Genomic DNA, 14348 nt, shown 5'->3' with positions numbered 1-14348 from the left:
GGTTTTATCACGCAGAAGTGGCAAAATAGCGGCCATCCGTTTTAATTTCGGTTGTGCCGCCGTGCTGAACACGTTTTGCCGGCCGCCGACAGTATAAAGGTGAAGCCCGTGAAAATCGTTACAGATGAAAATATGCCTTACGCCGAAGCGCTTTTTTCCCGCCTGGGTGCGGTGAAAGCAGTACCCGGACGTCCGTTACCGGCTGGTGTTCTGGATGACGCCGATGCGCTGATGGTACGCTCAATCACAAAGGTCAATGCAGAGCTGCTGCAAAACTCGCCGGTAAAATTTGTCGGCACGGCGACGGCCGGTTTTGACCACGTGGATAAAGCCTGGCTGGAGCAGAATAATATTGGTTTTTCTTCCGCACCGGGCTGCAATGCGATTGCAGTTGTTGAGTATGTTTTTTCTGCGCTGATGCTGCTGGCGGAGCGTGATGGTTTTCAGCTGACGGATAAAACTGTCGGGATTGTCGGTGCCGGGAATGTCGGCGGTCGCCTGGCAAAACGCCTGGAAGTGCTCGGGGTCAAAACCCTGTTATGCGACCCACCGCGTGCGGATAACGGCGATGCCGGTGAATTTTATGATATCGACACCCTGGTGGCACAGGCGGATATTCTCACATTCCACACCCCGCTGAATAAATCAGGTGATTACACTACATTGCACCTGATGAATGAAGACCGCCTGAATGCGATGAAAGATAACGGTATTTTGATCAACGCCAGCCGCGGGCCGGTGGTGGATAACAGCGCACTGCTGGCAGTGCTTGCAGGCGGTAAACCGCTGAGTGTTATCCTCGATGTCTGGGAGCCGGAGCCGGCACTGTCTGCTGAACTGCTCTCGCTGGTTGATATCGGCACGCCACATATTGCCGGTTATACCCTGGAAGGCAAAGCACGCGGCACCACTCAGGTGTTTGAAGCCTGGTCTGAATTTATCGGGCAACCGCAGAAAGTATCACTGACAGAGCTGTTACCTGCGCCGGAATTCGGCTCTGTAACGCTCTCAGGTAAAGTAACGCAAAGTATTCTCAAACGTTTAATGCATCTGGTTTATGATGTACGCCGCGATGATGCACCGCTGCGCGCTGTTGCCACCATTGAGGGTGAGTTTGATAAACTGCGTAAATTCTATCCGGATCGCCGTGAATGGTCATCACTGACGGTTATCTGTGATGATGCACAAAGTGCCGCGCTGTTATCCGGCCTTGGTTTTACCGCGCAATACTGCGGATAACTCCCTGATTATATATCATTAATTTTTGACTGTACGGCGGCCTCGCCGTGCAGTGTTTGTTTTGGAGACGACTATGTCAGAAGGCTGGAATATTGCTGTATTAGGTGCGACCGGAGCTGTCGGCAGCGCCCTTGTTTCTCTGCTGGAAGAGCGTGAATTTCCGGTTGGTGAGCTTTTCTTATTAGCCGGTGAGCGCAGTGCGGGCGAATCTGTCCGCATGAACAGCAAAAATTACCTGGTGACCGATGCCCGTGATTTTGACTGGTCACAGGTACAACTGGCGTTTTTTGTGGCAGGACAGGATGCGACCAGCGCGTATTATGAAGCCGCAACGGACAACGGCTGCATCGTGATAGACAGCAGCGGTCTGTTTGCGCTGGAGCCGGATGTACCGTTAGTGGTGCCGTCGGTGAACCCGCAGGTATTAGGCGAATACCGCAACCGCAACCTGATTGCGCTGGCAGACAGCAGTGTCAGCCAGTTGCTTACCGCTATCCGCCCGCTGGTGGAAAGCGCCGGGCTGTCGCGTATTAATCTGACTAATTTATTATCTGTTTCCCGCTTTGGTAAAAGTGCGGTGCAGGAACTGGCCGGGGAAAGCGCGAAATTACTCAACGGTATTCCGCCGGAAGGCGGGCGTTTTGGTAAACAGTTGGCATTCAATGTTCTGCCGTTACTGGCAGATGAGCAGGGCAGCGTGACTGAAGAGCGCCGCATTGTGGAAGAAACCCGCAAAGTATTACAGGATGCCGGGCTGCCAATCAGCGTGACCTGTGTGCAGTCGCCGGTATTCTACGGTAACGGTCAGGTGGTTCAGTTGGAAACTCTGCGCCCGCTCGGCAGTGATGAAGCGCGGGATGAACTGGAGCGCGCGGGAGATATTCAGTTATCGGATGAGCAGGATTATCCTACTCAGGTAACTGATGCTTCCGGCAATTATTTTCTGAATATCGGTTGCCTGCGTAATGATTACGGTATCCCGGAAATCCTGCATTTCTGGTCTGTTGCCGATAACGTGCAGTTTGGTGGCGCACTGATGGCAATTGAAATTGCCGAGCGACTCACGCAGGAGCAGTTTTACTGATGACAGACGCAATTTCACCGCCGGACGCGGTAAAAACAACGATTGCGCTGGGTATTGAATATGACGGCAGCCGGTATTTCGGCTGGCAGCGGCAAATAGACGTGGTAAGCGTCCAGGCGCGACTGGAGCAGGCAATATCAAAGATAGCAAATGAACCCATCGCCGTAATTTGTGCGGGCAGAACGGATACAGCGGTGCATTCCACCGGTCAGGTGGTGCATTTTCATACCACATCCGTCCGTAAAGATGCGGCCTGGACAATGGGTGTTAATACCCATTTGCCGCCGGATATCGCGGTGCGCTGGGTAAAAACCGTGCCGGAAAACTTCCATGCACGTTTCAGTGCAACGGCGCGGCGCTACAGGTATATTATCCTGAATCAGCGCTATCGTCCGGCGGTCCTGGCGAACGGGATCACGCACATTCATTATCCGCTGGATGAAACACGGATGCATGCGGCGGCACAAAGCCTGCTCGGTGAGCATGATTTTACCTCCTTTCGTGCAGTACAGTGTCAGTCAAAAAGTCCGTGGCGTAATATGGTGCATGTCAATGTATTCCGTCAGGGGCAGTATGTGATTGTGGATATTAAAGCAAATGCGTTTTTGCATCATATGGTGCGCAATATTGTCGGCAGCCTGCTTGAGATTGGCCGGGGCAATCAGGACATTACCTGGATATCAGAACTGCTGGCGATGAAAGAGCGCGCCAAAGCCGCAGCAACGGCACCGGCAGAAGGGTTGTATCTGGTCAGTGTCGACTATCCCGCGGAATTTGCATTGCCGTCACCGGTTATGGGACCGCTGTTTTTAGCTGATTAATATTAAGTTTGTATCACCGGGTGATAACGAACGGGGAAAATGATGGAATTTTTTAACCACATCGTGGATATTGCAAAGTTCTTAATTGATTTTATTCTGCATATTGATTTGCACATGCAGGAGCTGGTGGCGCAGTACGGGATCTGGGTCTATGCTATTTTATTCCTTATTCTGTTCTGTGAAACCGGTCTTGTGGTCACGCCGTTTCTGCCGGGGGATTCGCTGTTATTTGTGGCGGGAACACTGGCAGCACTGCCGACAAATGACCTCAATATCCATATCATGGTATTGCTGATGATCACTGCGGCTATTATCGGTGATGCCGTAAATTACACCATCGGGCACTTTTTCGGTGAACGGTTGTTCCGCAATCCTGACTCGAAAATTTTCCGCCGCAGTTACCTGAACAAAACCCATGCTTTCTTTGAAACGCATGGCGGCAAGGCTATCGTTCTTGCGCGATTTGTACCGATCGTGCGGACATTTGCCCCGTTTGTTGCAGGAATGAGTAAAATGTCATATCGCCATTTCGCCATGTTTAATGTGATTGGTGCGGTGGTGTGGGTTGTTTTATTTGCGTATGCCGGTTATATCTTCGGGGAAACCGAGATTGTGCAGAAGAACTTGAAATTACTCATCGTGGCGATTATTTTTATCTCCATATTACCTGGTATCATCGAGGTCTGGCGTCACCGCCGGGCAGCGAAAAAAGCACAGAAACGTGATGATGCCTGAGTGGTTTGAGCACTTTTTTATCCACAGTGCGTAAGCAATGTGGTTTAATGGCAAACAATAATTACACTGGCTGAGCCAGATTTCAGACGGAAAGGTCATTAATGAGCTGGATTGAAAAAATTCTGAATAAGACCCCAATTAACCAGAACCGTAAGGCGAGCATTCCTGAAGGTGTCTGGACTAAATGTGACAGTTGTGGTCAGGTGCTCTACCGGCAGGAAGTAGAGCGCAATCTCGGGGTGTGCCCGAAGTGTGATCATCATATGCGGATTTCGGCACGCAATCGTCTGGAAACGTTCCTGGATGAAGGCAGCACAACGGAACTCGGAACCGATCTCGAACCAAAAGATATTCTGAAATTCCGTGATTCCAAAAAATATAAAGATCGTTTAGTGGCCGCGCAAAAGACCACCGGTGAGAAAGAAGCGCTGGTGGTGATGAAAGGGACACTGAAAACCATGCCGGTCGTGGCAGCCGCGTTTGAATTTGCATTTATCGGCGGTTCTATGTCTTCTGTTGTCGGCGCGCGCTTTGTCCGTGCGGTTGAACAGGCACTGGAAGATAACTGTCCGCTGGTGTGTTTCTCCGCAAGCGGTGGTGCCCGTATGCAGGAAGCCCTGATGTCGCTGATGCAGATGGCGAAAACCAGTGCGGCACTGGCTAAAATGCAGGAACGCGGCCTTGCGTATATCTCTGTTCTGACAGACCCGACTATGGGCGGCGTTTCCGCAAGCCTGGCTATGTTGGGTGATATCAATATCGGTGAGCCGAAAGCCCTGATTGGCTTTGCCGGCCCGCGTGTTATTGAGCAGACGGTACGTGAGAAATTACCACCGGGATTCCAGCGCAGCGAGTTTCTGCTGGAAAAAGGCGCAATTGATATGATTGTCCGTCGTCCTGACATGCGCGATACCATTGCTGAAATTTTGTCAAAACTGACAAACTATCAGTTCCCCTGCGAAGAGGGTGCTATTGAGATCCTGACAGCAGATGAAGCTGATACCGCTTTATCTTCTGAAACAACAGTTGACGTTAAAAAAACGAGATGTCAAAAAAACGCGATGTCTGATAAGCAAGAGAAACTGACAGCTGCGTCATCATTGATGGCGTGGCTTTCTTATCTGGGTGACCTGCATTCGCAGGTTATTGATATGGGACTGGAACGCATCGGTGTGGTGGCAGATATCATGAATCTGCGCTATCCCGCGCCGAAAGTGATTACCGTCTCCGGAACCAACGGTAAAGGCACTACCTGCCATACGCTTGAGTCAGTCTTTCTTGCGGCCGGGTTGCGGGTCGGGGTCTACAGTTCCCCGCATCTGATTAATTACACCGAACGTGTCCGTATTCAGGGGGAAAATCCTTCTGAAGCGGATTTCTGCCGCGTGTTCGCTGATATTGACGCACAGCGCGGCGATATCACGCTGACCTATTTTGAAGCGGGTACGCTGGCGGCATTGCAGTTATTCCGTGAAGCCAATCTTGATGTGGTTATTCTCGAAGTCGGCCTTGGCGGGCGTCTGGACGCCACTAATATTGTGGATTCACATATTACCGCAATCACCAGTATCGCACTGGATCATACCGACTGGCTGGGTGCTGATCGTGAGCATATCGCCCGTGAAAAAGCCGGTATTTTCCGTCCGCACTGCGTGGCGGTAATCGGCGAGCCCGATGCGCCTTATACTATTGCAGATGTGGCAAATAAGCTGGAAACATCACTATTCTGCCGTGCGGATGACTGGTCGTATGAAGAACAGGGCGATCACTGGACATGGCAGTGTGAGGATGAAACCCTGACCAATCTGCCGTTGCCGAATGTCCCGTTGGCGAACGCTGCCACTGCGCTGGCGGTTATTCACAACCTGCGTCAGGTGAAAGATAAAACCGGACGGGCAATCAGTCGTGAGGCGATTGATACCGGTCTGCGTCAGGCACAACTGCCGGGCCGCTTCCAGATTGTGTCACAGCAGCCGCTGACGGTGCTGGATGTGGCGCATAATCCGCATGCGGCAGGATATCTGGTATCAAAACTGGCACAATTGCCGCGCACAGCACACACACGTGTCCGGGCGGTGGTGGGAATGCTGGGAGACAAAGATATTAAAGGCACTCTCGCGGTGCTGAGTGAGCAGGTGACAGACTGGTATTTTGCACCGCTGACCGAGCTACGCGGCGCACCGGCAGAACAGCTTGCTGAGCATATTCCCGGCGCACAATTGTTTGCAGATGTGGAAAGCGCATGGGCACAGGCGTGTCAGGATGCAGATGCCGGCGACATCATTGTGGTATGTGGATCATTCCATACTGTCGCGCATGTTATGGACGTTTTATCATCAGAGGAAGGTGCGGGTGGCCAGTAAATTTCAGAATCGCTTAGTCGGAACGATAATCCTGGTCGCGGTGGGCGTAATTGTCCTGCCGGCGCTGCTGGATGGCGATAAGAAATATAACGAAGACCAGTTCGCCTCCATCCCGCTTATCCCGAAAGAGGGAGAGCAGGATGAGATTGATGCGGTAAATCCAATTAATCAGACCATGCCGTCAATGCCGTCGGAAGGTGCGTCCAGCGCGATGATAACGGAAGCGGCTCAGACTGGCGACAGTGTACCGGCTGATGTGACAAGCTCCGGTACCACATCGAATGTTCCGCCGGGGGTTGCGCCTCTGCCGCCGGTTGTTGTACCGGAAAAACCACCGGAACCACAGCCTCAGCCAAAACCTGAGCCTAAGCCGGAACCAAAACCGGAGCCTAAGCCGGAACCAAAACCAGAGCCTAAACCGGAACCTAAGCCGGAAAAAAACGCCTCAGGGACAGGCCTGGGTGGTCCAGCTCGGTGCATTATCCAATGCCCGCCGGGTGGAAGAGATAGTCGCCACACTGCGGTTGTCGGGTTATCAGGTGTATACTGTACCGCGCGGAAAAGTTACCCTGATTATGGTCGGACCGTCGGCATCAAAAGCACAGCTGGAGTCCTCATTAGGTGAACTGAAACAGCTCAGTGAACTCAGTGGCGAAGTCAGGGCATATAAACCTTAGTAAATTTAATGGATTAGCGGTGTCCGTTAATAAAAACAGTTAACTCTTTGCGGCGATTATAATTTTTTATTTCGCCGCAATTTATTTTCTGATAGTGCAAAAATCCGTTACGCAAACGTTTTCGTTTTCTGTTAGAATGCGCCCGTCACTGATGCCGGGCCATCAATTTGGATAGTGATATGGTTTGGATTGATTACGCAATTATTGCAGTTATTGCATTCTCGGCATTAGTCAGCCTGGTTCGTGGTTTCGTTCGTGAAGCCTTATCGTTAGTGACCTGGGTCTGTGCGTTTTATGTGGCCAGCGAGTTTTTTCCGTTGCTGGCGGACTATTTTACGCGTTTTGATGACCCGCTGGTCCGTAACGGTATCGCGATTGCGATTTTGTTTGTCGCGACACTTATTGTCGGCTCGGTGATTAACCATGTTATTGGTTCACTGGTCCGCACGACAGGCTTATCAGGCACAGATCGTGTTCTCGGGGTCTGTTTTGGTGCTCTGCGCGGGGTGCTGATCGTGGCGGCAATATTATTCTTCCTCGACAGCTTCACGCAGATGAGTCAGAGCAGCGACTGGCAGCAGTCACAACTCATTCCCCAATTCAGTCATGTTATCAGGTGGTTCTTTGACTACCTTCAGAATGCGTCCAGTTTCCTGCCGGAGAACTTTCCTTCTCCGCCCGGCTGATGAGGAAAAAACTACATGTGTGGTATTGTTGGGATCGTTGGTTTTACACAGGTCAATCAATCAATCTATGACGCGCTCACGGTGTTACAGCACCGGGGTCAGGACGCAGCCGGTATCGCAACCATTGACAGTAACAATGGTTTCCGGCTCCGTAAAGCCAACGGACTGGTGAAAGATGTTTTCGAAACCCGCCACATGCTGCGTTTACAGGGAACACTCGGGATAGGGCATGTCCGCTATCCGACAGCCGGCAGCTCCAGTGCATCAGAAGCACAGCCGTTCTATGTAAATTCGCCTTTCGGCATCACCCTGGCACATAACGGAAATCTGACTAACGCGCACACGCTGAAACGTCAGTTATTTGAAACCGCCCGCCGTCATGTGAATACCACCTCAGACTCTGAAATCCTGCTCAATGTACTGGCCTATGAACTGGATCGCTTTGACGGACATCCGTTAGAGCCGGATAACATTTTTGCTGCTGTCAGTGCGATGCACAGTAAAATCCGTGGTGCTTACGCCTGCGTGGCGCTGATTATCGGGCACGGGCTTCTGGCTTTCCGTGACCCTAACGGGATACGTCCGCTGGTACTCGGAAAACGCACGCTGAGTGACGGGCGCGAAGAGTATATGGTTGCCTCTGAAAGTGTGGCACTTGATACCCTCGGTTTTGAATTCTTGCGCGATGTGGCGCCGGGTGAAGCTGTGTATATCACAGAAACCGGGCAGCTCTATACCCGCCAGTGTGCAGCCAATCCGTCACTGACGCCGTGCCTGTTTGAATTTGTTTATTTTGCCCGTCCGGATTCCGTTATTGATAAAGTATCGGTCTATAACGCCCGCCTGCGCATGGGGCAGAAACTCGGGGAAAAAATTGCCCGCGAGTGGGATGACCTGGATATTGATGTGGTGATCCCCATCCCTGAAACCTCCATCGACAGTGCGCTGGAAATCGCCCATATCCTGAAAAAACCGTACCGCCAGGGGTTTGTGAAAAACCGCTATGTGGGGCGGACATTTATCATGCCGGGTCAGCAGGAGCGGAAAAAATCGGTGCGTCGCAAGCTTAATGCGAACCGGACAGAGTTCCGTGGTAAAAACGTCCTGCTGGTGGATGATTCCATTGTGCGCGGCACCACATCAGAACAGATTGTGGAACTGGCCCGTGAAGCAGGTGCGAAGAAAGTTTATTTTGCCTCTGCTGCACCGGAAGTGCGCTTCCCGAACGTCTACGGTATTGATATGCCTAACGCCAACGAGTTAATTGCGCACGGTCGTGAAACAGAAGAGATCCGTAAACTGATTGGTGCGGATGCGCTGATTTTCCAGGATCTGGAAGACCTTGTCGCGGCTGTCCGTGAAGAGAATCCGGATATCCGCGTCCTTGAGGCATCTGTATTTGACGGTATCTATGTCACAAAAGATATAGACCAGGATTATCTCGATTATGTGGAAAACCTGCGTAAGGATGATGAATTAAAGTTGCGTGATCATACCGACATTGAGAACCTTGAGATATATAATGAGGGTTAATCTCTTTTTTGGCAGGTGATGTGATGAAAAAACTGATTGTAGGACTGACGGGCGCAAGTGGTGCTGTCTATGGCGTGCGTTTATTGCAGATCCTGCAGGATGTGCCGGAAATTGAAACACACCTGATTATCAGTCAGGCGGCGCGGCAGACACTGGCGCTGGAAACCACATACAGCCTGCGTGATGTACAGGCGCTGGCTGATGTGGTTCACGATGAGCGCGATATCGCGGCAAGCATTTCATCCGGTTCGGTCAGAACCAAAGGTATGGTGATTTTGCCGTGCTCGGTGAAAACCTTATCCGGTATTGTGCACAGTTATACAGACACCCTGGTGACCCGTGCGGCGGATGTGGTGCTCAAAGAGGGGCGCAAGCTGGTGCTGTGTGTGCGGGAGACACCGCTGCATCTCGGGCATCTGCGGCTGATGACGCAGGCGGCTGAAATGGGGGCTGTCATTATGCCGCCGATGCCGGCGTTTTATCACCAGCCACAGACAGTTCAGGATATTATCGACCAGACTGTCAACCGCGTGCTCGATCAGTTTGATATTGACCTGCCTCAGGACTTATTCACCCGCTGGCGCGGGGCGAAACCGCCGCGCTGTATACCGTAATATTTCAGACTGTCCCGGCTGTCAGTTGTCAGCCGGGCTTTCCAGTAAATCCCGCAACGCGTCTTCGAGATTAATAAACTGACAGGCAAACCCCGCCGTTTCCAGTCGTTCAGGCAGCGCATTTTGTCCGCCCAGAACCAGCACGGCGGCCTCACCGAGTAACGCTTTAATCACCAGTGCAGGCACTCTCAGCAGGTGCGGGCGGTGAAGAATTTGTGCCAGTACAGCGGCAAATTGTTCATTGTGGCACGGATATGGCGCAGTCATATTAAAGGTGCCGCTCATCGCATCATTATCCAGCAGAAACAGGATGGCGCTGACCATATCACGGATGTGGATCCACGGCATATACTGACGTCCGTTACCAACAGGCCCGCCAAGACCTGCCCGGTATAATGGCAGCATTTTCGCCAGCGCACCGCCTTCGGGAGAGAGAACAATACCGGTACGCAGCAGACAAACCCGGGTTTTATCACTTTGTGCCCAGAGTGCGAGGGCTTCCCAGCGGGCGCAGAGTGTATGGGTAAATTCCGGATGCGGCTCTTCCGCTTCCGTTACAACCGCTTGTCCCTGATCGCCGTACCAGCCGACAGCAGAGCCGGAAAGAAATACAGCAGGCGGTGTATCACTGGCATTTATCAGTGTGGTGAGTCGCTCTGTTATCTTCCAGCGGCTTTCGCACAGCCGCTCTTTCTGTTCTTTGCTCCAGCGTTTATCTGCTATAGGTTCACCGGCAAGATTAATAACCGCATCAATATCATTAAGATGCGTTAATCCGGCAAGCGAATTGAGGTGCTGTGCCGCAGAACAAAAACGGGAATAGACTTTCTGAGGTGAACGGCTGAGCACCACCACATGATGTTTACGGGCGATAAGCGCCTGTACCAGCGGTGTACCTATAAGCCCTGTACCACCTGTTATCAGGATACGCATAGTCACTCCTTATGCCCGGGTCTCCTCTGACTATAGCAGCAATTGCGAACGGGATATGTGATCAGGGAGGAATAAGGTATAAGACTCCGGAATTACGTTTGCGCTCAAATCAATCATAGAACCGCTATCAATTCTTGATATACTGCTGCAATGACCATAATGGCACACTATCATTACCAGTTTAGTATATAAAAGCAGTATAAGATGGGCGCGGATAATACATCAATCAGGGTATGTCACTGATAAAACAGAAGCAGCGGCTGTGACAATCACATATTGCTGATAAAAAAGATAAGGTTAGGGGATGGGACAAGTCGGTAATAGCGATATTGAGTGGGTGGATGTGGTTGATGAAAACAATGATGTCATCGGCCAGTCAACCCGCGATCAGATGCGGGCAGAAAACCTGCGCCACCGGGCAACCTACATTGTTGTGCATGACGGTATGGGCAACATACTGGTGCAGCGCCGGACGCAGAGTAAAGATTTTTATCCCGGATTACTGGATGCCACCGCCGGTGGCGTGGTTCAGCAGGGTGAGAACATGCTGGATTCAGCCCGCCGCGAAGCAGAAGAGGAATTGGGTATTGCCGGTGTTCCGTTTGCAGAGCACGGACTGTTTTATTATGAAGAGCCGGTTTGCCGCGTCTGGGGCGGGTTGTTCAGCTGTGTAACTCACGGGCCGTTTGCGTTACAGGAGTGTGAAGTCGCCCAGGTTATCTGGCTGACACCGGCTGAAATCACGGCCCGGTGTGATGAATTCACACCTGATTCACTGAAAGCGCTGTCGCTCTGGCTGACCCGTAACAATCAGGCGAACTATATTACCGGTGATCGGGTAAAACCGGTTACACCCGAGCCTGAGGTCACCCGGGAAACACCGGTGGAAACTCCGTCGCCTGAAATGAGCAGTGAAAACGAATAAAAAAGAATAAAAATTGGAGAAGCCTGCAATATGCAGGCTTTTTTATATTCAGAATGATTAAAACAAAATGCGGGCAGTTCATATATCTGAAAATGGAATGAAAATCTATTCCTGTATATATGAACTCTGTTTTTCCGGTTCTGCCTTTTGTCTTTTTCCTGTAGAATGCCGCACTGAATATAATCAGAATATATATCGGAATCTTATGTATTTAACGTATTATCTGCGTAATTTTTCCGGTGTAAAGGCAGAGCAAACTGAATATAAACTAATTATCCCCTTATTCATTCAAACTGCAGATTCGTTGGCTGCATCCTGAATGATGTTGGGTATATAACACCTGCGTATTGATAGATATTAAGCAGTTTATCCGGCTGTCATTTTTTAATTTCCGTAAAATGTTTTCAGTAACTGAAATACAACGGAACGGATGATGAGAATTATCTCATAATTAATGTTCATTCCATGACGGAATATAACGTAAACGAGAGTAACATGAAAAATAAATTATTAAGCTGGTTGTTGTTATTACCTCTTGTACTCACGGCATACGGTGCATTCCAATATTGGCGGATGAGTGAAGAATATCAGTCATATCAGTATGTACTGGAAGAAAAAGAAGATTTACAACGTTTGATTGCTGCTGATCCTGATACACAAATCACCTATGAAGATGGTGAAACGGCATCTGCCGGTGAGCAATTAGGGATGATTAACTGCGAGCTGAATAAATACAGCAGTGAAATTATGCTGATAGTGGCGCGGGTAGACGTCAGCAAAGCAACCATGATAACGGGTATTCTCTCTCTGTTATTCGGCGGTATGGCGCTCTATCTTTGCGTCAGCAGCGGGCGCAGAGCCCGGCGCTCGCGTGATGAATTATTAATTGTCTTTGCCCGTTGCCGCAAACAGTTACCGTTTATTCTGACCGGGCAGATGACGCTGGTTGGTCTGAGTATTCTTTGTGCTTTAGTTTATGAGGCATGTGGTTTGCCGGTAATTTTGAGATGAACGGCGGCGGGGTGAAGATGATGATCTTTCTCCTGATCAGTATTCTGCTTATTGCAAGTTACATCATCAAAGGGCTGTTCAAGCTGCGTAAAAGCTTTGCCATGTTCCGCAGTGAGCCGTCTTCTGTTATCGGGCACGCTGTCAGCCGTGATGAAGCACCGGGTCTCTGGCAATGGGTGGATGAAACCGCCGGGAAGGTCGGAACTGCGTCGCCGGATCATATCATTGTGGGGATGACTGAGTGCTTTTATGTGACATCACATGCTATCTGCCTGAATGATACACAGCAGATTGAAGGCAAAACGCTGTATTTTCCGCTGCTCTATTCCGCACTGCTTAACCGGGAAGAAGCAACGGCGGTCATTGGTCATGAACTGGGGCATTTCACCGGTGAAGACACCACATACAGCCTGAATTTTGCACCGATTTACGCGGGAATGAGCCAGAGTATTTCTCTGGTGGCTGATGAGGTGCAGGATATATACAGTAAAGTGATCATGAGCCCGTCTGTGTATCTGGGGATCTTTTTCCTGGAGCAATTTGATTTTGCGGTCAGCCACTGGAGCCGTATCCGCGAACTGGAAGCAGACAAAGCGGGGGCCGCTGTCAGTTCACCGGCGGCGGTATCCGGCTCATTGCTGCGTATTTCGGCGGTCAGCGAGGTTATTTATGAAACACTGGCTGAGTTATATGACGGTACATTACAGACTGATGACCTGCTGCCGGTTGTAATGAACCGTCTGCGTGAGCGCGGCGTTCCGGCGGCTGAATCATTTCTGGATGACGCAACGACTCACCCGAGTGATACCCACCCGCAGACCCGTGCCCGTATTGAAGCGCTGTCTCAGGAGATAGACACAGAGCTTCTGGCGGCGGCCTCACGTGAAGTGCAGGCGCAGGATTATGAGAATATTTCTGACCTCTTTACGGATGCCAAAGCGATTTCCATGATGCTGACCGCATCGCTGTCGAATGAGGCAACGGACTATAATGCGCAGCGCACTGAAGTTCTGGAAACGCTGCTGAATGAATCAACGGCGGCGGATGAAGTCGTACTTGGTGAGCGGCGTAAAACCTTCCTGACCATGTTCATTCTCGGGGCGCTTATTGCGGCAGGAATGGGGATTGCGGCTGCCAAAATGGGGATCAGCAATATGCTTGATTCTGCAGCGATTTATGGTGGCGGATTTTTATTATTGTTCTGGGGAGTGGCTTTTATGTACCGCAACCGGGGCAAAACACCATTGTTTTCTTTTCGTCACGGGCAACTGGTCAGTGATAATCTGGCACAAGCGTATCCGCTGCACTATATCGTGGATTATGATCTCAGTGAAACATCAGGAATGGTGACCATCACACTGCATGTGGCTGATGGTGCACCGGCACCAGTTATGGCAGGGAAAAATCGCTTCTTTAAATTTGATGCCAAAAAACAGAAGCTATTGATCATGATGGGGGGCGTCCGGCTCTGGGAGGGAAAAACATTGTCATTACAGGCGCTCTCTGAGCTTATCCACGGACAGTTACAAACAGCCCATGCGCGGCATGAGTTACATAGATAATTATATATTAGAAAAATATTTTTATATTAAAAACCTCCGTAAGGAGATTTTTTTTCGTTAAAATACTTTTGTTTATTTATTGCTAAATTAATTAAGTTTTAAGTGTGTCGTGATAATTAATAACAATTACAACCTCCGGATGAATGAGTAGACTTTGTGTCGGAG

Annotated in this window: 12 protein-coding genes and 2 pseudogenes; 13 read left to right on the top strand and 1 reads right to left on the bottom strand. The window is 50.4% G+C overall.

The window, feature by feature from the left end; translation table 11 throughout:
* Positions 1-108 precede the first annotated feature (108 nt).
* From pdxB to AYY17_RS02800, 10 genes and pseudogenes are all read left to right on the top strand, one after another.
* Entirely contained in the window at positions 109-1239 is a 1131-nt protein-coding gene (gene pdxB / locus AYY17_RS02845; RefSeq protein WP_067421088.1) for a 4-phosphoerythronate dehydrogenase PdxB, read from the top strand.
* 73 nt (positions 1240-1312) lie between these two features.
* Positions 1313-2323: an aspartate-semialdehyde dehydrogenase gene (locus AYY17_RS02840; protein ID WP_067398466.1), complete on the top strand. Its 1011-nt coding sequence runs from the start codon at positions 1313-1315 to the stop codon at positions 2321-2323.
* Positions 2323-3144 carry a tRNA pseudouridine(38-40) synthase TruA gene (gene truA, locus AYY17_RS02835; protein ID WP_067421086.1) on the top strand — a complete coding sequence of 274 codons (822 nt, stop codon included), beginning with the start codon at positions 2323-2325 and terminating at the stop codon, positions 3142-3144. The genes AYY17_RS02840 and truA overlap by 1 nt, the downstream gene beginning before the upstream one ends.
* A gap of 42 nt (positions 3145-3186) precedes the next feature.
* A complete protein-coding gene (locus AYY17_RS02830; protein WP_412779004.1) occupies positions 3187-3879 on the top strand; it encodes a DedA family protein in 693 nt (230 codons plus the stop codon).
* Positions 3880-3980: 101 nt separating this feature from the next.
* Positions 3981-4835 (top strand): annotated as a pseudogene (gene accD / locus AYY17_RS02825) (acetyl-CoA carboxylase, carboxyltransferase subunit beta); the annotation flags it as partial.
* Between the two features lie 105 nt (positions 4836-4940).
* Positions 4941-6242, top strand: coding sequence for a bifunctional tetrahydrofolate synthase/dihydrofolate synthase (gene folC / locus AYY17_RS02820; protein WP_067421309.1), 1302 nt, complete (start codon positions 4941-4943; stop codon positions 6240-6242).
* A pseudogene (gene dedD, locus AYY17_RS02815) lies at positions 6232-6919 on the top strand (cell division protein DedD). Before folC ends, dedD begins: the two are co-directional and overlap by 11 nt.
* Before the next feature lie 179 nt (positions 6920-7098).
* Complete coding sequence (gene cvpA, locus AYY17_RS02810) at positions 7099-7605, top strand: colicin V production protein (protein WP_067363513.1); 507 nt, start codon at positions 7099-7101, stop codon at positions 7603-7605.
* 15 nt (positions 7606-7620) lie between these two features.
* A complete protein-coding gene (gene purF / locus AYY17_RS02805) occupies positions 7621-9138 on the top strand; it encodes an amidophosphoribosyltransferase (RefSeq protein WP_067421085.1) in 1518 nt (505 codons plus the stop codon).
* 23 nt (positions 9139-9161) lie between these two features.
* Positions 9162-9752, top strand: coding sequence for a UbiX family flavin prenyltransferase (locus tag AYY17_RS02800; protein ID WP_067421083.1), 591 nt, complete (start codon positions 9162-9164; stop codon positions 9750-9752).
* Positions 9753-9773: 21 nt separating this feature from the next.
* Here AYY17_RS02800 and AYY17_RS02795 read toward each other — a convergent pair whose 3' ends face one another.
* Positions 9774-10685 (bottom strand): TIGR01777 family oxidoreductase, encoded by a 912-nt coding sequence (locus AYY17_RS02795; protein WP_067421082.1) that lies wholly within the window; start codon positions 10683-10685, stop codon positions 9774-9776.
* Positions 10686-10989: 304 nt separating this feature from the next.
* Here AYY17_RS02795 and yfcD point away from each other — a divergent pair, with 304 nt between their 5' ends.
* The 3 genes from yfcD (at position 10990) to AYY17_RS02785 (ending at position 14183) form a co-directional block, all read left to right on the top strand.
* On the top strand, positions 10990-11610 hold the full coding sequence (yfcD, locus tag AYY17_RS02790) for an NUDIX hydrolase YfcD (protein ID WP_082981231.1): 621 nt from the start codon (positions 10990-10992) through the stop codon (positions 11608-11610).
* Positions 11611-12105: 495 nt separating this feature from the next.
* Positions 12106-12621 (top strand): hypothetical protein, encoded by a 516-nt coding sequence (locus AYY17_RS22055; protein WP_235845253.1) that lies wholly within the window; start codon positions 12106-12108, stop codon positions 12619-12621.
* 17 nt (positions 12622-12638) lie between these two features.
* Entirely contained in the window at positions 12639-14183 is a 1545-nt protein-coding gene (locus AYY17_RS02785) for a M48 family metallopeptidase (RefSeq protein WP_235845252.1), read from the top strand.
* The last annotated feature ends 165 nt before the right edge of the window (positions 14184-14348 follow it).

Origin of the sequence: Morganella psychrotolerans, from assembly GCF_001676055.1 — a bacterium.
GTDB lineage: Bacteria > Pseudomonadota > Gammaproteobacteria > Enterobacterales > Enterobacteriaceae > Morganella > Morganella psychrotolerans_B.
This window is presented reverse-complemented; position numbering and strand designations above follow the sequence as displayed.